Raw genomic sequence first — 20204 nt, 5'->3', positions numbered from 1 at the left:
GTATGCGACGTCCACGCCCCATAGATTTTTCGGTTGATCTACGGGCCGTCAAATGAGCTCACCGAAGAGTATCTGACGAGCTCATTGTGAGGCTCTGATGCGCGCGGCATAGGCCCATGGCATCAGGGCATCGATGTCTTTGGCGAGGTGGCCGTTTGCGAGGCGGGTGAAGAGGTCGCACAGATAGGCGTAGGGCTCAACGCCATTCATTTTACAAGTGCCGATCAGGCTGGCAAACCGGGCCCAGTTCCGCCCCCCTTCATCATGGCCCGCAAAGAGCGCGTTGCGGCGGTTCATGGCCGGGCGACGGATGGCGTTTTCCACCAGGTTGGAATCGATATCGACGCAGCCGTCATCAAGGAACAGCCGAAAGCCATCCTGTCGTTTCAGCATATACGCCAGGGCAATGCCGAGATCGGATTTGCGTGAGACACGCACAGCCTGAGCCGCGAGCCAGGTGAAGAACTCGTCCACCAGCGGGAGGGACAGGTCCTGTCGAACGGCCCGGCGATGTCCGGGGTCTGAGCCTCGGATACTGTCTTCGATCTTGTATAGCGCGGCGATGCGAATGAGCGCCTCGTCGACGATGGGTGATCCGCTCTTTGGCGTGGCCTTGATCAGCTTTCTGCGCCCATGTGCCCAACAGAAAGCCAGCTTCAAGGGAACGCCACCCATCCGGTCCGACGTGGCGAGGTGCGAATAGCCACCGTAGGCATCCACCTGGATTGTCCCGTTGAACCCGTCGAGGATTTCAGCGGCATATTCGCCTTTACGCCCGGGCCGGTAATGGAACACCACGCCCGGCGGCGCGGAGCCATTCCAGCCGCGGTCGTCACGCAACACGGCCCAGAGATAACCGGTCTTCGTCTTACCTCGCCCCGGATCAAGAACCGGAGCTGTTGTCTCGTCGACATAGAGCCGCGTGCTTTCCCACAGCAGCCGTTTGGCCATGTGGTCGACCACCGGTGCGATTTCGCTGCCCGTGCGCCCCATCCAATCGGCCAGCACCGTGCGGTCGATCGGCACGCCGTGTCGCGCCATGACCTCGGCCTGCCGGTTGAGCGGCATATGTTCGGAATGCTTGGAGACGGCAATCTCCGCCAGTAGGGCTTCGGTCGGCCAGCTTCCTTCCAGGAGATGCGCCGGCGCTCTGGCCTGGACGACGCCCGTTCGACCCTTGGGACATGCGTATTTCGGGCGGATCGTGACGATCACCTCGTAGCGCGCCGGGACCCGGTCGAGCCGTTCCGTCCGGTCCTCGCCGATCCGGACCATGTTGCCGCAACCGCAGGGACAAGCGATGCTCTCGGGCTCGATCACGCGCTCGACCCGCGGCAGGTGTTCGGGCAGTGCACGAGCCTTCCGCTCCTTGCGAGGAGCGGCCTTTTCCGGATCGGATGTGCTGGCTTCGATCTTTTTCTCGACGGCGGCGATCCGCGCCTGTGTTTCGGCGATCGCCGTTTCAAGGTCTTCCAGCGCCAGTTCCATCTGCGCCGGATCTAGCTTTTCCGATTTCGGCCCGAACTTCGTGCGCCGATAGTCGTGAACCTGCCCCTCAAGCTTCTCGATCAGTTCCTTCAACTCGGAGATGAACGCGTCCTTTTCGGCCACCACAGCCTGCTCATGCTGACGTGCAGCACGCTCGACCGACAGCTCGAACTGCATCGCCGCAAAGGCTTTGACAACCTCTGGCGGAAGGTCCGGAAACAGGCTGAGATCAAGGGGCGATGACATGCGCCCTTATAGCAAGGCAGCACGAAAAAGCCAAATAAAACAATGCAAAKACGGCCRGATATTCACCCTGCCGCCGATGGCGCAATCASCCGTTGCGCCATGACCCGCCGCCAGTCAAGACCCTCGAACAAAGCCTCGTATTGACCCCTGGAAAGACGCATCGTCCCATCCTGCACCTTGGGCCAGGCAAAGCTTCCATGTTCAAGAATTTTGTAAGTTAGCACCATTCCTGTGCCATCCCACACCAGGATCTTCAGACGATCCCCGCGCTTCGACCGGAAGATCACCGTCACCCCGGAATGCGGATCAAGCTTCAATTCGGTTTGAACCATCAAAGCCAGCGCCTGATGCCCGCAGCGGAAGTCCACCGGCCGCGTCGCGATCAGGATCGGCAGTCGTTGGCCAGCGACGATCATGCCGTCCCTCGCATCGCTCGCACCAGAGCCGCCACACGTTCAACCGGCACGTCACCGGGAACCCGCATCACAACGTCCGGGCCGATCTCCAGCGTCARGACCGCTGAAACCGCCTCCGGCAGTTTCGGCGGCGCTAAAACACCCACAGCCTCGCTCGGCTCCGCTGTGATCGCCAAAGGCACAAATGCAGGCTCGGCATCCACGTTCTCCGAAGGGCCCGRCATAGCCTCAAAAGGCAGGGCCAAAACCCCATCTCGTGCTTGTCGCCGCCAACTGGAAAGTTGGTTTGCTATAACGTCATGACGACGCGCAACATCAACAACACGAACACCGGGCTGAAAGCTTTCCGCTACAATCCGAGCCTTAACGTCATCCGGCCAACGCCGATTTCCCCGGCGCGGCTCGACAACTTCGTAGCGACCCACAAATCCATCTTCTGCCATGCAAATCTCCAGTTAGTCCTGGAAACCTTCTCGCACACGCAGCAAGCCTCAAAATATAGCCAATCCAATGGGGCGGAGACGGCGCTTACGATATTGCGCGATGAGAACAGCGGCGCNTTCTGCCATGCAAATCTCCAGTTAGTCCTGGAAACCTTCTCGCACACGCAGCAAGCCTCAAAATATAGCCAATCCAATGGGGCGGAGACGGCGCTTACATTGAATCAAATGCGGACGATTTATATCCAAAATCGTTGCTCTGCGACCGCCCTCAACGGCCATGCACTCAGAAGACCGCGGGTAGATCGACTCTGCTATCGTCATGAGGGGCTTCAAGGCGCACGCCGCCGACCATTAGTTTCGCTAAGCTTGTACTCCACCTTCGTGCGAGAAATTGCCAGCGTTCCTGGCGGCCTCTTTGACATGCGCCTACGAAGCGTCTTTACTCGCCTCATACGTCGTTCCTGGTACTGACCACGGGTGGCTCTTGCAGACCCAGAGCTCAGCCGCGTGAGATGGTTCCGTATGTGACGTCCTACGCAGCTCGGTCTTCGTCGAGCGGCGGGTGCGTTAACGGTTGTTGAAACGCCGAGGCACCCGTTCTCAGAGTCATTGGGCAGTTGGGCCTTCGTTGACCTCTACCAGCGATCTTCGCTACAGCGACGATCCGCCCGAGATGTAGTATGGTCAAGATCGTCCTTCATCGCAGGCTACCGTCGACGGCCGCGAATAGAATGCGCATGGCCTCCAAATCACCCTGCGCGATGGCGCTCCCGGTAGTGAGTCCACCGCCCCCTCGGACCTCGATCTCATCCTCACCGGTCTTGCACACCAGTTCGGCATTTGTGGAAAACGGCCTGCAATTCCCATCGCAATGTTGCGTGCTTGCCGGTGGCACTCCGAGCCATACTGTATGGGCCATCACGTTTTCACCTAAGGAGGATTTGAACCGTGGCAGCGCCAAGAAAGTCGGCGTCCATGTCTTTCTCTGGAAAAATCCGTTGACCTAATCCGTTCGGCAAAGGAATATCATTTCTGGAGAAGTTCGCTCTTAACTGCAGGATCTGGGCGCCGAATTCCCAGTCAATGTAAATGCAGCAGTCCGGTGCATTAACGACGTGTCCAGACGAACCCTGTGATTTGCCAAGAAGCGGTATGATTTTCTGCTGCCTCAGACTTATCAAATAGCGAATATGCTGAGCCCATGCTCGTCCACCTTCGGTTTCGTGCTCACGCCAATCGAGCGTGCTCGCCAGAAACGTACCAATATCGTTCGGATCAGGGATGTCGGCTTGCAATGAGCCTCGTGGGAAGCCTCCGAAATTTGCCGCTTCCTTTGGACGACTTGTTCGTACCGCCTCGGCGAGATCTCCCTGATAGTCAGCAAAGAAATGGAACGGCCGCAGCGAAAGATGGTCGTCACCCATAAAGACCAATGGGATTTGTGGGGCGAGCAACAACATCTCTGTTAGCGCCCGGTAGACATGGCGATCAATGCCGAGGTGTAACCTATCGCCAAGGGCGCGGTTTCCAACCTGATCGTGGTTTTGTAAGAAATGAATGAACGCGGTGGGCGGTAAAGATGCAGTTGGGGGCGGGTCGTCACCTATAATCGGCTTGCCGGGGCTCAGATACCCATAGGCCATGGCGTGGCGGACCTTTTCCCAGGTATCCTCTTTAAAAGGCTCGTAGTGGCCGACGGCCTCACCTGTGACGGCCACGTGAAGCCCGTGATGGAAGTCATCGTTCCAATCAGCCTTGAAATATCGGCCTCCGGGCCGGTCGGCCGTCAAATCTGTTCCATTGGCCGGGTTTTCGGTGATGAGATGAACTTGCCTGCCGACGACCTCCTTACGGACAAGTAGCGCGATCTGCTCGAGGATATGAATATCACTGCTATCTTGAATTTGATCGATGGCGTCGAACCTAAGGCCGTCTAGCCTAAAATCGAGCAGCCAATACAGCACATTCTCGATGAAATAGGCGCGGACCTCCGGCTTCTCATAAGCGATCGCATCACCCCACGGCGTTGACGCACCTTGGCGGAAGAAACCCGGGGCGTACTGCCCGAGGTAGTTTCCTTCTGGTCCGAAGTGATTGTAGACGACGTCGAGGAACACCATCATCCCCAGCCCATGGGCAGCGTCGACTAGAGCTTTTAAGTCGTCGGGCGAGCCATATGTAGAATGCGGCGCGAATTGAAGGACGCCGTCATATCCCCAACCCCGGTTTCCGGGAAAATGGGCAAGCGGCATGATTTCGATAGCTGTGATTCCTAACTCCGCTAGGTGCTGCAGCCGTTCGATTGCAGCCCGAAACGTCCCCCGCTCTGTAAAGGTGCCAATGTGGATTTCATAAAGTATTGTCTCTTCCCAAGGCCGGCCCATCCAACGGATATGCTGCCAAGCAAAACTGTCGGGGTCCGTCAGAATGGACGGTCCATCAAGAGGGCCGGCCTGTTGTCTTGAGGCCGGATCGCCGACAACTCGCCCGTCTCCAAGGGCAAAGGCGTATGCGCTGCCGATCGCCGCTTTCGTCTCTACGTGGTGCCAGCCGTCTTCTGTTCTCGCCATCGGTACCTCAATCCCGTTGAGAACAAGGCCGATCTGTTGTTCCGCAGGAGCCCAAAGTTGGAACCGGTGGTTACCTCCTGAAAGAGCGCGCGGCCCCCAATGGCGTTCGTGCTTATTTGCTGCAAAACTAAGCATATCCGCGTTCATCGCAGCAACCCCTGCCCGCCATCGACCCAAATTGGGGATCCAGTGATGTGCCGGGCCTGGTCCGACGCAAGAAACGTTATGACGTCGGCAACGTCTTCGCTGCGGCCGGGTCGCCCCCCTGTTATGGGCACCTGTCCTTCGGGCCAGACCACAGGGATCGCGGTTTCGTGTTCGTGTCGTAACAAGGTGTTAGACTCGATATTCGTGTCGATCTCGCCGGGACAGACGGCGTTGATACGGATATGATGGCGCGCCAGTTCCAGAGCGAGCTGTTGAACCATGGCTACCTGTCCTGCTTTGGTCGCCGTGTATGCGGTCGCACCAGGTGTTGTGAACGTTCTGGTTCCGTTAATCGAGGATACTACGATGATAGAACCTCCCCCTGAAGCCTTCAAAAGGGGAACAGCGGTCGCGATCGTCAGAAAGGTCCCGGTGAGATTGACAGCGATCGTCTTGTTCCATTCTTCCAAGCTGAGGTCGTCAATCGGTGCCCAGACGCCGTTGATTCCGGCGTTCGCAACAACAACGTCCAGACGGCCATACTGTTTGACGAGCGTGGCAACGGCAGTCCGCATCTGGTCCTCGTCGGAGATGTCTGCATCGAGCGAAATCGCTTCATGGCCGTTGGCCTCGATTTTCAAGACAACTTCTTGAAGTTCATCGCCGCTATGCCCGAGGACGCCGACCGCGTAGCCGTTGGCGGCGAGTGAGACAGCGCAAGCTCGCCCAATCCCGGATCCTGCTCCTGTTACCAACGCAACCCGATTCGCCATTGAGCTTTTCCCCCTCGTGAAGATCAGGGAAACTAACTGGTTTAAGTTTGGTTCCGAGGCGTGAGGTTCATCAAGAGCCCGTCTGCCCGTGGGGCGCGGCGACAGCCTTGGATTCTGGCGATCCTCTGAACCGCAGGAAAATCGACAGCACGACGATGACGGCAGTCGACAGGAACTCGCTTTGCCAGTTCTGCAAGGACTCGAACCAGAATTGCGCGCTCGCTAGGTGATCTATCATCGAGCTCGTAGGTTGACCGTGGATTACTGCTTGGACGTTCTCGGCCTCGGCGCTGTACTTGAGGTGCAAGACGAATGTCAGAACGAATAGGGACGCCAACGCGGTGCCCAGCGAGTAGGAATAAGCCGTCCGCATCCATCCTCCAATTCGCACGGGCCACGGTGCCTCTGGGTCGGCAGCTTTATCCGCTGGGTTCCTGTCCACCTCGGAGGGCCCGTCCGGATCCTTGGATTCCGCCGAGCCCCGCTGGAACAAGAATGCGGTTAGCATCACATACGCCGACATTTGCAAAAATTCGGATTCCCAATTCTCGAACAAAGATGACAGGAAGTGGCCGGATGCAGCGTAAGCACCGAGACCGATCTGCGCCGCCCCGTGCTCGGTCAGCTCGTGATTGTAAACGGACCAGCCCGTCAGCACCATTCCCGACACGGTCGCGACAGACAGGACAATCAGCACGATGGTGAGGCCGTTATCTTTTAAAAATTTCATGGTTCTGCCTGCAAGGTAAGATGCAATCTTGACTGTAGATATGGCCGCTAACGCTCTCGGCAAGAGCGCGGTAGCACCTCTGGAACTAATGTCGCTTCGTAGACTTTCGGTGGCGGAGCCATCAAATCGGGCGGCTCGACGCAATATCGGACCAAGGTCCTATACAAATTGCGCAAAGGTCCCAAACCATGGATTTGCGGAACAGAAGTGCATCTGGGTAGTTGATGTGGCTAGGAAGCAATCGGCAAGCACAGAGATTACAACAATGCAAATGTTTAGGCGCGAAGATCGCGCCCATGGCGCTTTCGGTCGTAATGTTGGCGACCTTATTCGCCCCCGGCAGAAGCCTTTACGGGAGCTCACCTCACAATTCGCTCAACGCGGCCCTGAGATGAAAGTTGCCGACAGCTTGGCGACGATTGGCGCAGGGCCTGCGCCCTCATTTGGAGAAGCCGTTTCTGATCAGCCGGTTTGCGACGGCGGGAGTCACGTTGAATGGTGCGCCACCGGAGCTACCGAGCCTACACAACGGTCACGACGTTAATGCAGTTCCCACACTAAACGCCATAAATATGCAAAGGACGAGGAATCGGCATCGGAGTGAACTCCGGCAAGAAAATTGCAGGCCCGACCTGCGGAGAACGTCATTCAAAACTGGTTGCGTCCCGTGAGTACGATTGATTGCGGGCTTAGGTGACCGCCACTTGGAAAGCCTTTATCTCTGAAGGAGGAGACATTTATGAGCATCCGATCCAAACTTTTCGCGACCGTGGCGTTTCCCATGCTGTCGATATCGATCGCCGTCCAGCCGGCTTTGNCTCTGAAGGAGGAGACATTTATGAGCATCCGATCCAAACTTTTCGCGACCGTGGCGTTTCCCATGCTGTCGATATCGATCGCCGTCCAGCCGGCTTTGGCCGATAGCCTGATGAAACCGTTCGTAGTCGCGCAGGAAGATAGCGTCGCGCAGGCGGATGGTGGTGAACAGGCACCGGAAGAGATCATCAAGAAGCGCCGTCCGCGCGGCGAGCAGTCCGAAGAGCAGCCCGCCCAGGAAGAAGAGCAGCAACCGAGCCGCGCCGANCAGGCACCGGAAGAGATCATCAAGAAGCGCCGTCCGCGCGGCGAGCAGTCCGAAGAGCAGCCCGCCCAGGAAGAAGAGCAGCAACCGAGCCGCGCCGAACGCAGGAAGCAGCGGGCCGAACAGCAGCAGCAAGAGGAGCAGGCCCAGCCGTCCGGCGACGACGAGGCGGCAAAGGCTGCGGAAGAGAGGGCCAAGGCTCGCGCAGAGCGTCGCAAGCAGAAGGCTGAACAGCAGCAGCAAGAAGAGCAGGCCCAGCCGTCCGGTGACGACGAGGCGGCAAAGGCTGCCGAGGAGAGGGCTAAGGCTCGCGCAGAGCGTCGCAAGCAGAAGGCTGAACAGCAGCAGCAAGAGGAGCAGGCCCAGCCTTCTGGCGACGATAAGGCGGCAAAGGCTGCTGAAGAGAAGGCCAAGGCTCGTGCCGAGCGCCGCAAGCAGCAGGCYGAACAGCAACAGCAGGAAGAGCAGGCTCAACCGTCCGACGATGACGAGGCCGCGCAAAAGGCTGCCGAGGAGCGTCGTCGCATCCGTGCCGAAGAGAAGGCCCGGGCACAGGCCGGCCAGCAGGACGACGGCCAGCCNCGATGACGAGGCCGCGCAAAAGGCTGCCGAGGAGCGTCGTCGCATCCGTGCCGAAGAGAAGGCCCGGGCACAGGCCGGCCAGCAGGACGACGGCCAGCCGCCGGTCGCAGAGGAYGAATTGCGTCCCGCAATCGATRGTGATGGTGAACCAGCCAAGCGTCCCGACCGCCGTAAGCCGATCCCGGAAGTGGTCGATACGCGCAGTCAGGAAGAAAAGCAGGAGATTGCCCGCGACCCGTCCAAGAGTGACGAAACGGTGGTGCTTCCTGTCGATAATGGCGCAGCTGTTCTCGATAGCGACAAGGATGCCGACAACGCAGACAGCAATGCCCGTGAAAAGCGCCGCAAGCAGCGTGAACGCGCYCGCGCCGARGACGACAATGTCGAGGTTCCAAAGAGCGATGCCGAAGCCCAATCGAGCCGCAGGGATCGCCGCCCGAGCCGAGAGGAGCTGGGGGCTAATCTGCGGGAAGAGGGCCGCCGYGTCGAGCGCGTGCCGGAATTCGGTGTCAACGACCTGATCGAKGCGTTCACCGGCAAYAACGGCCGGCGCCCGCGTATCGACGAATCCCGCGACAACCGAACGGTTCTCGATTTCGGTGACCAGATCATCGTTCGCAGCGACGACCGTCCGCGTCTGCGCCGCAACGCCCAGGAAACCTATTATGAGGARCTGTCGCGCGGCCGRTCCCGCGAGACGATCGAACGGCCGAATGGCGTGCGCATCGTGACCATCTACAATCGCTATGGCGACATCCTGCAGCGGTCGCGAATCGATCAGGACGGCCGCGAATATCTGATGATCTATGCGCCKGAAGCCGACGAGGGGCCGCGSCCGCCAGCCTATGACGTCGGTGAGGATCTGCCGCCGATGCGTCTGCGCGTGCCTGTTCGTGATTACATCATCGACACRTCGAGCGAGCCTGACCGCGACTATTACGACTTCCTGGCCGAACCGCCGGTAGAGCGGGTCGAACGGACCTACACGATCGACGAGGTGAAGAACTCGGCCCGTATCCGCGACAAGGTGCGCCGTATCGATCTCGATACMATCACTTTCGCCACCGGCAGCGCTGAAGTGCCGATGTCGCAGGCCAAAACCCTGCGCAAGGTGGCGGATGCCATGCTRGAAGTGATCGAGAAGGATCCCGGCGAAACCTTCTTCATCGAAGGTCATACCGACGCGGTCGGCAGCGACGAGTCCAATCTGGTGCTTTCCGACGAACGCGCCGAATCGGTCGCCTCACTGCTGAGTGAAGTCTACGACATCCCGGCCGAAAACCTGGTGACCCAGGGTTATGGCGAGCGCTTCCTCAAGGTCCGCACGCAGTCTGCCGAACAGGAAAACCGCCGCGAATGAGCCAGGTGATCAGCGTGTTCTCACTCTGGGCGGCGTCGAACATCNCGCCTCACTGCTGAGTGAAGTCTACGACATCCCGGCCGAAAACCTGGTGACCCAGGGTTATGGCGAGCGCTTCCTCAAGGTCCGCACGCAGTCTGCCGARCAGGAAAACCGCCGCGTGACAATCCGCCGCGTGACGCCGCTGGTCCGTCCGGTGGCCCAGAAATAGCCATAGTCCAGTCTCTCTGATGGAGATGCCGTTGGAGACGGCCCGGTGCGCAAGCGCCGGGCCGTTTTGCATGGTCTTCACGTCCCTCCGGTATTGCTGCCGGACTGCCTACAGTATTGTGAGTTTCCGATGAAAACCCTTCTCGCCGCCCTTCTGATCAGCGTTTCGGCCGGTCATGCTTCTCTCGCCGCGACCCGGCTGGTGGAACCGCAGTTGCGGCTTGAAAGCCAGGAGAAGGGGGCAGCCCCGCGCGTCGCCCTGACCTTCGATGCCTGCAGCGGCAAGACCGACGAGCGCATCCTGTCCACGCTGGTCGACAATCATATCCCCGCAACCATTTTCGTGACGGCCCGGTGGGTCAAACGCAATGCCGCGACGATGGCCGTCTTCAAGGCCCATCCGGATCTGTTCGAGATCGAGAATCACGGCGCGATGCATGTTCCCGCTGTCGATCGGCCCGTGTCGATCTACGGCATCGCGGCGGCCGGGAGTGCGCAGGCCGTCGAGGCGGAGGTCGCTGGCGGCGCAGCGGCAATCGTGGCGCAGGGATTGCAGCCGCGTTGGTTTCGCGGCGCTACAGCGAAATACACCCTGTCGTCGATCGGACAGATCCGGCAGATGGGATTTCGTGTTGCCGGCTATTCGGTGAATGGCGATGGCGGGTCGCTGCTGGGGGCAGGGGCTGCGCAAAAGCGGTTTGCGTCTGCCCGGGATGGGGACGTCCTCATCGCCCATATCAACCAGCCCGCGCACGCAGCCGGTTCCGGTGTCGTGAAGGGTATCCTCGACCTCAAGGCCAGGGGCTACACGTTCGTTCGCCTGAATGATGGCAGCGACGAAACCACCAACTGAGTCTGTTCGTCAGTTCTGTTTTTTCAGCCCGGTTGTGCGTTCTATGAAATCGGCGATGGCCAGCGTGTCGTTGAGGTTGAAGATGACGAGACTGCTGTCCTCGACCGGATGATCGGCAGCAATCGCCACGATGTGCGGGTCCGTGGGAGCAAGGGGCTCGCGGTTCTGCGCCTCCAGCCGCCGCGCCTCGATCTTCGGGATCGGTTCGCGTTTGTATCCTTCGATCAGTACGAGATCGCACGGTGCGAGGCGGGCAAGGATTTCCGGAAAGCTCGGTTCCGGTGCGCCGCGCAATTCGTGCATGATGGCGTAGCGCATGCCGGAGACGATCGTCACCTCGTGAGCACCGGCTTCACGATGGCGAAAACTGTCGGCGCCGACCTTGTCGATGTCGAAATCATGGTGGGCGTGCTTGATCGTCGAGACGCGGTAGCCGCGCCGTGTCAGTTCTGTGACCAGCCGGACGGCAAGGCCTGTCTTGCCGGAATTTTTCCAGCCGGCGATGCCAAAGATTTTCGGGCTAACGGTCTCTGGCGCTGTCATTTTTCACGTCCCTCGATAAGCTGCAGCCAGCGTTCGGCCGCTTCAAGGTCGGCCGGCGTGTTGATGTTGAAGAACGGATCGATCGGTCCGTCCACGGTTTCAATCACGGGAAAATCGACCCTCCCAACCGGATGACGCTCGATGAAACCGCGCACCCGGCGCTTGCCGTCGGTCAGCAGCCAATGTTCAAGTTCATCCGCAAGGGCAACCGGCCAGAGCGCAAAGACGGGGTGCATGATATCGCCCGAATAGGCAACGGCGATCTGGTTGGGTTCCGTGATCGCCGCCTGAAGGCGCGCCACGAGGTTCCGCGGAAAGAATGGCGTATCGGTCGGGACGGTCGCGACGTGGCTTGCCGCAGGGGAATGCCTTGCGGCATGGCGCATGCCCGAAAGTACGCCTGCCATAGGCCCGACATGGCCTGGAACGGTATCTCCAAAGACGGCAATCGCGGCAGCGAGGTCCAAGCCGGTGCCGATGTTGCTGTTGACGCTGAGACCGGCCGTCTGCGGGGCGAGGCGCTCAATGACATGGTGAACCAGCGGCTTGCCGCCAAGCATCACCGCCGCCTTGTCCTGACCCATGCGCGAAGACAGGCCACCGGCAAGGACGACGCCGCGGGGAAGATGTGCCGATGGGGTCGCCTGTGTGATCATCGCATCTCCTTACGCTTCAATCCCGTCATTTCGGCGATCCCGGTTCCGATCGTTGCGCGAGCGCCATCCGCCGTTTGTTTTCACGGGCGAATGTATAAAGCCCCGACGCGATGATGATCGCCACGCCAGTCACCATCCAGATATCCGGTTCTTCGGAGAAGAACAGGATGCCGATGCTGATCGACCAGAGCAGGCTGGTATAGCGGAAGGGAGCGACGATGGCGATTTCACCATTGCGCATGGCCAGCACGATGCACTGGTAGCCGACAAGAAGCAGCAGACTGGCAGCCGCCAGAATGCCGATCGAAGCCATCGACATTGGCTGCCAGCCGCCGAGCGGCACGATCAAAATCGCCCCGGTCAATGTTATGACCGTTGCCGTGATGACGGAGATGAACAGGGATGGAATGGCGGGATCGATCCGGCGGGTGCAGAGATCCCGGATCGCCGCGAAGACCACCGAGGCCACGACGCTGAGTGCTGCGCCGTTAAACCCTTCAGGCCCGGGCCTGAGAACGATCAGTACACCGGCGAAACCGACAAGAATTGCCACCCAGCGCCGCCAGCCAACCGGTTCACCCAGGAACAGCGCTGCTCCGAGCGTGACGGCCAATGGCAGGGCCTGCAGAATCGCCGAGGCATTGGCGAGCGGGATCTGGCCGAGCGCGTAGATATAGGAAATGGAGGCGCCGACTTCGGCAGCTATTCTGAGCGCGATGATCGGTGAGCGAATCAACCGGAATGAGCGCAGGGCGCCAAAATGGCGGGCGAGCAAGAGGACCAGAACGGATGTGAAGAAGCCGCGCACCAGCATGATCTGGCCGGCATTCATGACGCCGGTGACGGATTTGATCAATGCGTCATTGCAGGTGAAGCCAGCCATCGCCAGACACATGAAGATGGCGCCGCGGAAATTGGCAGTCGGTTGCATTATTTTTGATTGTCCGTTCTCATCGCTATCCGTTTTATCATTCAGCGATGCGGCGTACTGAAAGTCTGCGCTGCTGGTCTTGCCCAAGTCTAAAGCATCGGCACTTCTTTTATGCAACTGCAATCCTTCGCCTGTTCGAATTGATAGCAGAAATGCAAGAATAGCTATTTTCATCAGCGCTGTAGAACCGTGAAATATCGCCTTGCCGTTTTTTTGAGCGCAAGATTAGCCGATTTATCTTTGGCGAAATATTAAGTTTCGCTGCCTATCGTGCCGACATTCCGCTGCCCATCGCATGATGCGAACAAGGTTGACGTAACGGAAAGTATTTCCGCCAAAGTCAATCGGATGACATTCCGGCAAGCGCCATGGATGCGCCCCGGTACGTTCGTTCTCAACCAGAGAGCAATCTGGCGGAAATGTCAGATTTGCTCAATATCTGGAGTTCGGAATGTCCCTGATCGATCGTTCTTTGCAGCGTCTGCGCATCGTCACCAAAGTTTTGCTGTTCGTCGTGCCTCTGGTGGCGCTGATCGCCGGTATTGGCCTTGTCGGTTACTTCACCGCAAGCACGCTGAACGGGCATATGACTGTGACGCGCGAGACGATCAACAATCTCTCTGATTTCCAGTCACTGCGCAGCGGGCTGCAAAGTTTCGTCGATAATCCCACCGATGAGGCGCGCGCGACGCTTGCGAGCCGCATCGACGAACAGGAAAAGGGTATCCGGACGTTGGACGGCCTGCTGACTGCAGGCGAAGACAAGGCCAAGATCCACTCGGTGGTTTCGCTCGGTGAGGCGATGCGAGGACAAGAAAACAAGCTCTGGTCGATCAAGACTGAGCGCGATACCGTCACGGTATCTCTTGATGCGGCCCTTGCGGAGATGACGGCGCAAGGCAATACCGCCTTCAAGCAGATCGATATCCTGCGCAAGGAATCGGGCGAGAAGGAATCCTTTGCCAAGGCGCTGCTGTTTGATGCGGCTGCCTACCAGGGCCTTGCCGAACGGATCAAGAAATTCCGCCTGCCGGTCACCATGGCAATCGCGCCGGATGCCAAGGTCCAGCAGGCCACCACGCTGATGCCGCATCTTTTGAAACAGATTGCCGAGGCCGAAAAGATCGCTTCCGACAAGGTTGTGAAGAGGATCGCCGAGGTAAAGGCCGATACCAAGGTCATTCAGGATATTCTGGCCAGCAGCGATCCGAACGACGTCAAGAAGACGCAATTGAGTTCGGCACTGATCAAGTTTTCGAAATATGAATCCGACTTTGCCAAGGAGGCTGCCACCAATTCAGACACGGCGGCCAAGCGATTCGTCGGCATGGACAACGAAATTTCCACTTTGAAGACGCTGATCGGCCTGATGAACGAGACCTTCAAGGGGCTTGATGACACGCGCCTGCATATCAGCGAACTGCACCGCAGGCTGGATACCGCAAGCCGCGACAATGTGATGACCGATATTGCGGCCGTGCGCGCAAGCGTGACGAAGCTTTCAGAACTCGGGGCGAAGAATGCGGCACTGCGCGATCTGGCCGGCAAGCTGGCGCCATCGCTCGAGCAGATCGACACCGGCACCGCCCAGCTGATCGATGTCGGCGCCCGCTGGCAGGCAGCCAAGGCTGAAGCGGCATCGCTGGTAGCCGATGCCAGCCAGACGCTGGAGAATTTCGTTTCCAGCGCCCAGGAGGCCGGCAAGAAAGACAGCCAGCGTTCCGCCGATGTGTCGATCATCGCCATGGTGGCGGGTACGTTGCTGGCCATCGTCGGTGGTCTGATGCTGATCGAGACCCTGCGCGGTCCGTTGAAGCGCGTTACCGAGACGATGACGCGGCTTGCCAATGGCGACCTTGAGGTCTCTATCGAAGGCCGCAACCGCGGTGACGAGATCGGCGACATGGTGCGTTCGGTTGCCGTGTTCCGCGATAATGCCGTCGAAAATGTCCGGTTGGGACAGGAAGCCGAAGCCGCCCGCACATTGTCGGCTGAGGAAGAAGCCCGCCGCCGCCATGAACGTGCCCGCATCGAGGCCGAACAGATGGAAGCGCTGACGGCTTTGTCCGATGTGCTTGCCAAGCTTGCCGACGGCAATCTGGAAGAAGGCATGGCGGAAGACTTGTCCGAAGATTACATCGTCATGGCCCGGACCTATAACAACGCCGTCGAGGCATTGCGCGCAACCCTGATCGACGTCCGTTCCGTGACCGATGAAATCACCAGCGGAACCGGTAACCTGTCGACCTCGGCCGACGATCTCGCTCGCCGGACCGAACAGCAGGCGGCCGCGCTGGAAGAAAGCTCTCGTGCTCTCGGACAACTGACGGAGATCGTCCGCTCGACGGCCGAAAGTGCGCACAAGACCACTGTATCGGTCGACCAGACCCACAGCTATGCCAAGCATTCCGGCGAAGTCGTCGCCAAGGCGATCGACGCGATGGCGGCGATCAACAAGTCGTCCGACAAGATTTCGACGATCATCGGCGTCATTGACGAAATCGCATTCCAGACCAATCTTCTGGCGCTGAACGCCGGTGTCGAGGCAGCCCGCGCCGGCGAGGCGGGCCGTGGCTTTGCCGTCGTCGCGCAGGAAGTGCGCGAGCTTGCCCAGCGCTGCGCCGGTGCCGCCCGCGAGATCAAGGGGCTGATTTCGGAGAGCTCTGTGCAAGTGCGCGGCGGTGTGGAACTGGTGCAGGAAACCGGCAAGGCGCTGACCGTCATCAACGACCATATCTCGACGATCCATCAGCTGGTCAGCAATATCGAAGCCGCCGCCGCCGATCAGTACCGCGGCCTCAACGAGGTCAATCAGGCGGTGCGCGAGGTGGAACTGATCACCCAGCAGAATGCAGCGATGGTCGAGGAAAACACCGCCGAAATCCACGGCCTGCGCCATCAGGTCGATATCCTCAACGAGAAGATCGAGCGCTTCAAGACGGGCACCAGCCGCTCAATCTCGGGCGGGCGGGTCGAGCAGTATGGCAGAAGTTACGCTGCCTGAGCGAGTAAAACGCTGGAAAAATTCAAGGCCGCCCGACGACAAGTCCGGCGGCCTTTGCCGTTGCAATGGGTCAATTGTTCAATCTGTCCGCATGATCGGCAAGGACCCGGCTGATAGCATGACGCGATATCCCGACCAGGGCCGGGTTTGTGTGAAGATAATAAGGCAGGGCGACGATGGCGACGGACAATGCCCAGCCTCTGGCTCTGCCCCATGTCGCGCCATCCACGGTCTGTTGCAAGCGGAGCGTCGCGCGGGCTTCGGCGGAGAGCAGATTCCAGGCAAACATCAGGTCGCAGGCAGGATCACCGACACCGAGGCCGCCGAAGTCGATGACAGCGGTGATGCGTCCCTGTGCGGTCAGCAGGTTCCCGGCATGGATATCGCCATGGAGCCAGACGGGCGGCTTGTCCCACGGTTCTATTTCAAGGGCGGCATCCCAGGCCTGCGTCAACGGAGCCGTTTCCATGGTGCCGCCCAGGTTTTTGATGGCAGCGCGTGTCTGTGCGTCCCGGCTTGCCAGAGAGGCACCCCGGGAAAAATTGTGCGCGCCGGGTGGCGGGCCGCCCGTGGCGTCGATTTTCCGCAGGGCAGAGATGAGCCGGGAAAGACTGACGGCAGCTTCGTTCAGGTCGAAGATCGGGGTGGTAACAGCGTCTTCGCCTGGCAGCCAACGGCAGACGGACCAATGGAAGGGATAACCGGCGGTGGGCGTGCCAAGCGCCAGCGGAACGGGTACTGCGAGCGGCAGGTCTGGCGCGAGGCGCGGTAGCCAGCGGCTTTCCTTCTCCACCTGCAGGGCGGCGTCCATGCGGCGCGGCAGACGCACCACCATGTCGCTCCCTAACCGGTAGAGAGCATTGTCTGTGCCGGCCGACTGGACGGGTTTGAGCGGAAGGCCGGCCCAGGCCGGAAACTGTTCCGCGATCAGGCGGCTGACAAGGGGCCTGTTGATATCAAGCTCGTCGTCATGCATCCTTGTGGTCGGCATTGATAGCCCGCGCCTATCCGTAAAAGGTTGCCGCTCAGCCGCCGGTAACACTCATATGGCGGGCGACAGCCGGTTTGTTGCGGGTGCGGTCGATGATGAAGTCGTGGCCCTTTGGCTTGCGGGTGATGGCTTCGTCGATGACGGTTGACAGGTAGGCGTCGTCATCGGAGGCGCGGAGCGCCGTGCGCAGGTCGGCGGCATCGTTCTGGCCAAGGCACATATAGAGTGTGCCGGTGCAGGTGAGGCGCACACGATTGCAGCTCTCGCAGAAATTATGGGTCATGGGCGTGATCAGGCCGAGCCTGCCGCCGGTTTCCGCCACCTGCAGATAACGCGCCGGTCCGCCGGTCTTGTAGGGGATGTCTGAGAAGCTGAACTGTTCGGCGAGGCGCTCGCGCATCTCCGACAGCGGCATGTAATGGTCGGTACGGTCCTCGTCGATCTCGCCCATCGGCATGGTTTCGATCAGCGTCAGATCCATGCCACGGCCATGCGCCCAACGCATCATGGCGGGGATTTCCGCGTCGTTGAAGCCTTTTAGCGCCACGGCATTGATCTTGACGTGAATGCCGGCAGCCTGGGCGGCGTCGATGCCTTCCATGACCTTGGAAAACTCACCCCAGCGCGTGATCTGCTTGAATTTTTCGGGGTCCAATGTGTCGAGCGAGACATTGATGCGGCGGACGCCGCAATCGGCAAGCTCGGCGGCAAACTTCGACAGTTGCGAGCCGTTGGTGGTGAGCGTCAGCTCATCGAGCGCGCCCGAGTGCACATGCTTGCCGAGTTCACGCACCAGGAACATGACGTTCTTGCGGACCAAAGGTTCTCCACCGGTCAGCCGCAGTTTGCGTACGCCCTTGGCGATGAAGGCGGAACAGAGCCGGTTCAGCTCTTCCAGTGTCAGGAGGTCCTTTTTGGGCAGAAAGGTCATGTTTTCCGCCATGCAATAGGTGCAGCGGAAGTCACAGCGATCCGTCACCGAAACCCTGAGATAGGTCACGGCCCGCCCGAACGGGTCGATCATCGGTGTTTGGGCGTCTTTCAGCCTCTGGGCGCCGATCCGGTCGATGGTGACGGTATTCAACACAATTCTCCCTGTTTCATCAATGTCGTGACCAAAACGGGCTGCGTCAAGGCGAAAGCGTTCAAAAGCACGAGAAACGGGCGAGAAACACTTTCTTATGATCGGGGGAAGTGCAGGCTATGATCAAGGGAAGGGGCTTTGCTTGCAGACAATTCCATCCGGCGGGAAATTGCGCTAGTGCTCCCATGCACCAATGGAGACTGCAGGACATGAGCGATATCTGGCCGACCGAACTGCGTGTATCAAAAGACCGCCACCGGCTGACGATTGCCTTCAACGATGGCACGTCCTTCGATCTTTCGGCGGAGATGCTGCGGGTTCTCTCGCCGTCTGCGGAAGTTCAGGGCCATGGGCCGGGGCAGGGATTGACGGTGCCCGGCAAGCGCAATGTCTCGATCATTTCGATGACGCCGACCGGAAACTATGCCGTGCGCATCGGTTTTGATGACGGCCACGATACCGGGATCTTCACCTGGACGTATCTGCGTGAACTGGGCGCCACCGGCGAGACGTTATTTGCTGCTTACGAACAGGATCTGGCCGCCAAGGGCATGACGCGGGACAAGGCGGAAAAGCCGCGCTGACCGCGCGCATTTCCTCCGGCTAGTCGAGAACATCTTCCTCCTCCAACAACCGCTGGATCAGCCGCTCCATCGACTGGGCAATCATCAGGCATTCCTCGATGGGTTCGTTTTCCAGCGACTTGTCGATCAGCGCTGTCTGGATCTCCATCGCCTGTTCGGTCAAGAGGCGGCCGCTTGCCGTCAGCGACAGCCGCAACACGCGCTTGTCCTTTTCATCGCCGCGCCGCTCAATCAACCCACGATTTTCAAGTTGCGGCAGAAGCATGCTCATGTTGGAGCGGCCGACCAGCAGCTTTCGCGCCAGTTCCTGCTGCGAAATGCCTTCAAAACGATAGATGTTGACCAGGATATCCAGATGCGGCGGCTTGATGCCGAGGCCGGCGAGCTTGCGGGTCAGTGCCTGCTGGGCCAGTTGGCAGGCGCGGGCAACGGCGATCCAGCTGCGGAAACGGGGATGATCCCAGGGAAAATGATGCTGTTCGATTGTCTCTTGCTTTTCGTTCATCGTTGTACAATATTGTTCATCATTGAACATTTTGTGGGAATCCTACTATGGCATCCTTTGCGATCAAGGTCACTCGCCTTGCGCTCAAAGCGGTTTCGGCTTTCTCGCCGGAGAAGGCAGGGCGTCTGGCGTTTCGGCTGTTCAGCATCACGCCGTCGCGGAAAGCAAAGAGCGGCAAGGAAAAGGCAGCGTTGGCTGCTGCTGAACCCGTCATGGCAAGAGCGCGGCCGGTCACGCTGTCTTTTTCCGATGGCTGGGTAATGGCCAAGCATTTTCAGGCGCAATCGGCCGGGAGCGCCACCAAACGCATTTTGCTCGTCCATGGCTGGGGTTCGCGCAGCAACTATCTGGCGCCCATGATCGATGGGTTGACGGCCGGTGGTGCCGAGGTGGTCGCGCTCGACTGGCCGGGGCATGGCGCTTCGCCGGGGCGTACCTTGACGATGCCGGCAGCGGTGCGGGCGATCGATGCGGCTTGGCGGCATTTCGGCGGGTTCGATGTGGCTGTCGGGCATTCTTTCGGCGGCGCGAGCCTGGCTTGCGCTGCGGGTGGTCTGGTTTGCGATGTGCCGCCGCATAGCGCCAAGAGAATGGTGCTGATCGGTGCGCCGAGCGAAATGACATGGCTTTTCAAAGGGTTTGGAAAGGTTCTTCGCCTGTCTCCGGGAGCGCAGACGGCGCTTGCGGGCATGGTCGTTCGCTTGTCCGGCCGGCGGCTGGAAGAGTTTGATGCGGCCCGTATTGTCGGCATGGTGACCGCGCCGGTGCTGGTGATTCATGCCGAAGACGACAAGGAGGTTTCCGCCGAACATGCGCGCCGCTATGCAGCGGCGGGATCTAATGTCGAACTCCATTGGGCCAATGGGTTTGGCCATCGCCGTATCGTGTCTGCTGCGCCGGTGATCGAGCGGATCAATGCCTTTATCCATGCACCGGAAGCCGCAACTGAGCGAAAATTGCGTATGGTGTCATGAAGGCGTCATGCTATCCATCGAAAGGATCGCCAC

17 protein-coding genes and 1 pseudogene are annotated in these 20204 nt (G+C 59.5%); 6 read left to right on the top strand and 12 right to left on the bottom strand.

The features are described 5' to 3' along the window. Nucleotides 1-81 precede the first annotated feature (81 nt). The 6 genes from ASC96_RS24250 to ASC96_RS24220 all read right to left on the bottom strand — a co-directional run bounded on the left by ASC96_RS24250 (nucleotide 82) and on the right by ASC96_RS24220 (nucleotide 6813). Nucleotides 82-1734, bottom strand: coding sequence for an IS66 family transposase (locus ASC96_RS24250; protein WP_057469023.1), 1653 nt, complete (start codon nucleotides 1732-1734; stop codon nucleotides 82-84). 62 nt (nucleotides 1735-1796) lie between these two features. Next, nucleotides 1797-2150 (bottom strand): IS66 family insertion sequence element accessory protein TnpB, encoded by a 354-nt coding sequence (gene tnpB, locus ASC96_RS24245; protein ID WP_060505611.1) that lies wholly within the window; start codon nucleotides 2148-2150, stop codon nucleotides 1797-1799. Then, complete coding sequence (locus ASC96_RS24240) at nucleotides 2147-2593, bottom strand: transposase (protein WP_060505610.1); 447 nt, start codon at nucleotides 2591-2593, stop codon at nucleotides 2147-2149. The genes tnpB and ASC96_RS24240 overlap by 4 nt, the downstream gene beginning before the upstream one ends. Before the next feature lie 926 nt (nucleotides 2594-3519). Then, a complete protein-coding gene (gene treZ / locus ASC96_RS24230; RefSeq protein WP_082512239.1) occupies nucleotides 3520-5310 on the bottom strand; it encodes a malto-oligosyltrehalose trehalohydrolase in 1791 nt (596 codons plus the stop codon). Continuing rightward, nucleotides 5307-6083, bottom strand: a complete 777-nt coding sequence (locus ASC96_RS24225) for an SDR family NAD(P)-dependent oxidoreductase (RefSeq protein WP_060505608.1) — start codon at nucleotides 6081-6083, stop codon at nucleotides 5307-5309. The genes treZ and ASC96_RS24225 overlap by 4 nt, the downstream gene beginning before the upstream one ends. A gap of 70 nt (nucleotides 6084-6153) precedes the next feature. Continuing rightward, nucleotides 6154-6813, bottom strand: coding sequence for a DUF6766 family protein (locus ASC96_RS24220; protein ID WP_060505607.1), 660 nt, complete (start codon nucleotides 6811-6813; stop codon nucleotides 6154-6156). A gap of 838 nt (nucleotides 6814-7651) precedes the next feature. Between ASC96_RS24220 and ASC96_RS34115 the strand changes: the two are divergent. The 3 genes and pseudogenes from ASC96_RS34115 to ASC96_RS24205 form a co-directional block, all read left to right on the top strand. Further along, nucleotides 7652-7896 (top strand): annotated as a pseudogene (locus ASC96_RS34115) (hypothetical protein); the annotation flags it as partial. Between the two features lie 580 nt (nucleotides 7897-8476). Continuing rightward, on the top strand, nucleotides 8477-9836 hold a 1360-nt coding region (locus ASC96_RS34105), incomplete at its 5' end, for an OmpA family protein (RefSeq protein WP_244482288.1). Between the two features lie 340 nt (nucleotides 9837-10176). Beyond that, nucleotides 10177-10899 carry a polysaccharide deacetylase family protein gene (locus ASC96_RS24205; protein WP_060505605.1) on the top strand — a complete coding sequence of 241 codons (723 nt, stop codon included), beginning with the start codon at nucleotides 10177-10179 and terminating at the stop codon, nucleotides 10897-10899. A 9-nt stretch (nucleotides 10900-10908) separates the two neighbouring features. Here ASC96_RS24205 and mobB read toward each other — a convergent pair whose 3' ends face one another. Genes mobB through ASC96_RS24190 form a run of 3 tightly spaced genes read right to left on the bottom strand, consistent with a single transcriptional unit; the run spans nucleotide 10909 to nucleotide 13029 of the window. Next, on the bottom strand, nucleotides 10909-11442 hold the full coding sequence (mobB, locus tag ASC96_RS24200) for a molybdopterin-guanine dinucleotide biosynthesis protein B (protein ID WP_060505604.1): 534 nt from the start codon (nucleotides 11440-11442) through the stop codon (nucleotides 10909-10911). Then, nucleotides 11439-12098, bottom strand: a complete 660-nt coding sequence (gene mobA / locus ASC96_RS24195) for a molybdenum cofactor guanylyltransferase MobA (RefSeq protein ID WP_060505603.1) — start codon at nucleotides 12096-12098, stop codon at nucleotides 11439-11441. Before mobA ends, mobB begins: the two co-directional genes overlap by 4 nt. A 25-nt stretch (nucleotides 12099-12123) precedes the next feature. Next, nucleotides 12124-13029 (bottom strand): DMT family transporter, encoded by a 906-nt coding sequence (locus tag ASC96_RS24190; RefSeq protein ID WP_060505602.1) that lies wholly within the window; start codon nucleotides 13027-13029, stop codon nucleotides 12124-12126. A gap of 451 nt (nucleotides 13030-13480) precedes the next feature. Between ASC96_RS24190 and ASC96_RS24185 the strand changes: the two genes are divergently transcribed. Beyond that, nucleotides 13481-16033, top strand: a complete 2553-nt coding sequence (locus ASC96_RS24185) for a HAMP domain-containing methyl-accepting chemotaxis protein (RefSeq protein WP_060505601.1) — start codon at nucleotides 13481-13483, stop codon at nucleotides 16031-16033. 70 nt (nucleotides 16034-16103) lie between these two features. On the opposite strand, the gene ASC96_RS24180 is transcribed toward ASC96_RS24185, so the two are convergent. Continuing rightward, nucleotides 16104-17024 (bottom strand): aminoglycoside phosphotransferase family protein, encoded by a 921-nt coding sequence (locus ASC96_RS24180; RefSeq protein ID WP_060505600.1) that lies wholly within the window; start codon nucleotides 17022-17024, stop codon nucleotides 16104-16106. 34 nt (nucleotides 17025-17058) lie between these two features. Next, entirely contained in the window at nucleotides 17059-18108 is a 1050-nt protein-coding gene (gene moaA / locus ASC96_RS24175; protein WP_060505599.1) for a GTP 3',8-cyclase MoaA, read from the bottom strand. A gap of 209 nt (nucleotides 18109-18317) precedes the next feature. Here moaA and ASC96_RS24170 point away from each other — a divergent pair, with 209 nt between their 5' ends. Then, nucleotides 18318-18692 carry a DUF971 domain-containing protein gene (locus ASC96_RS24170; RefSeq protein WP_060505598.1) on the top strand — a complete coding sequence of 125 codons (375 nt, stop codon included), beginning with the start codon at nucleotides 18318-18320 and terminating at the stop codon, nucleotides 18690-18692. 19 nt (nucleotides 18693-18711) lie between these two features. On the opposite strand, the gene ASC96_RS24165 is transcribed toward ASC96_RS24170, so the two are convergent. Further along, the gene (locus ASC96_RS24165; RefSeq protein ID WP_060505659.1) at nucleotides 18712-19197 is read right to left on the bottom strand and encodes a MarR family transcriptional regulator; all 486 of its coding nucleotides are present in this window, start codon (nucleotides 19195-19197) and stop codon (nucleotides 18712-18714) included. A gap of 47 nt (nucleotides 19198-19244) precedes the next feature. On the opposite strand from ASC96_RS24165, the gene ASC96_RS24160 reads away from it, so the two are divergent. Next, nucleotides 19245-20171 (top strand): alpha/beta fold hydrolase, encoded by a 927-nt coding sequence (locus ASC96_RS24160; RefSeq protein WP_060505597.1) that lies wholly within the window; start codon nucleotides 19245-19247, stop codon nucleotides 20169-20171. Nucleotides 20172-20204 lie beyond the last annotated feature (33 nt).

It is taken from the genome of Rhizobium sp. Root1204 (assembly GCF_001424965.1).
Taxonomy (GTDB): Bacteria; Pseudomonadota; Alphaproteobacteria; order Rhizobiales; family Rhizobiaceae; genus Pararhizobium.
This window is presented reverse-complemented; position numbering and strand designations above follow the sequence as displayed.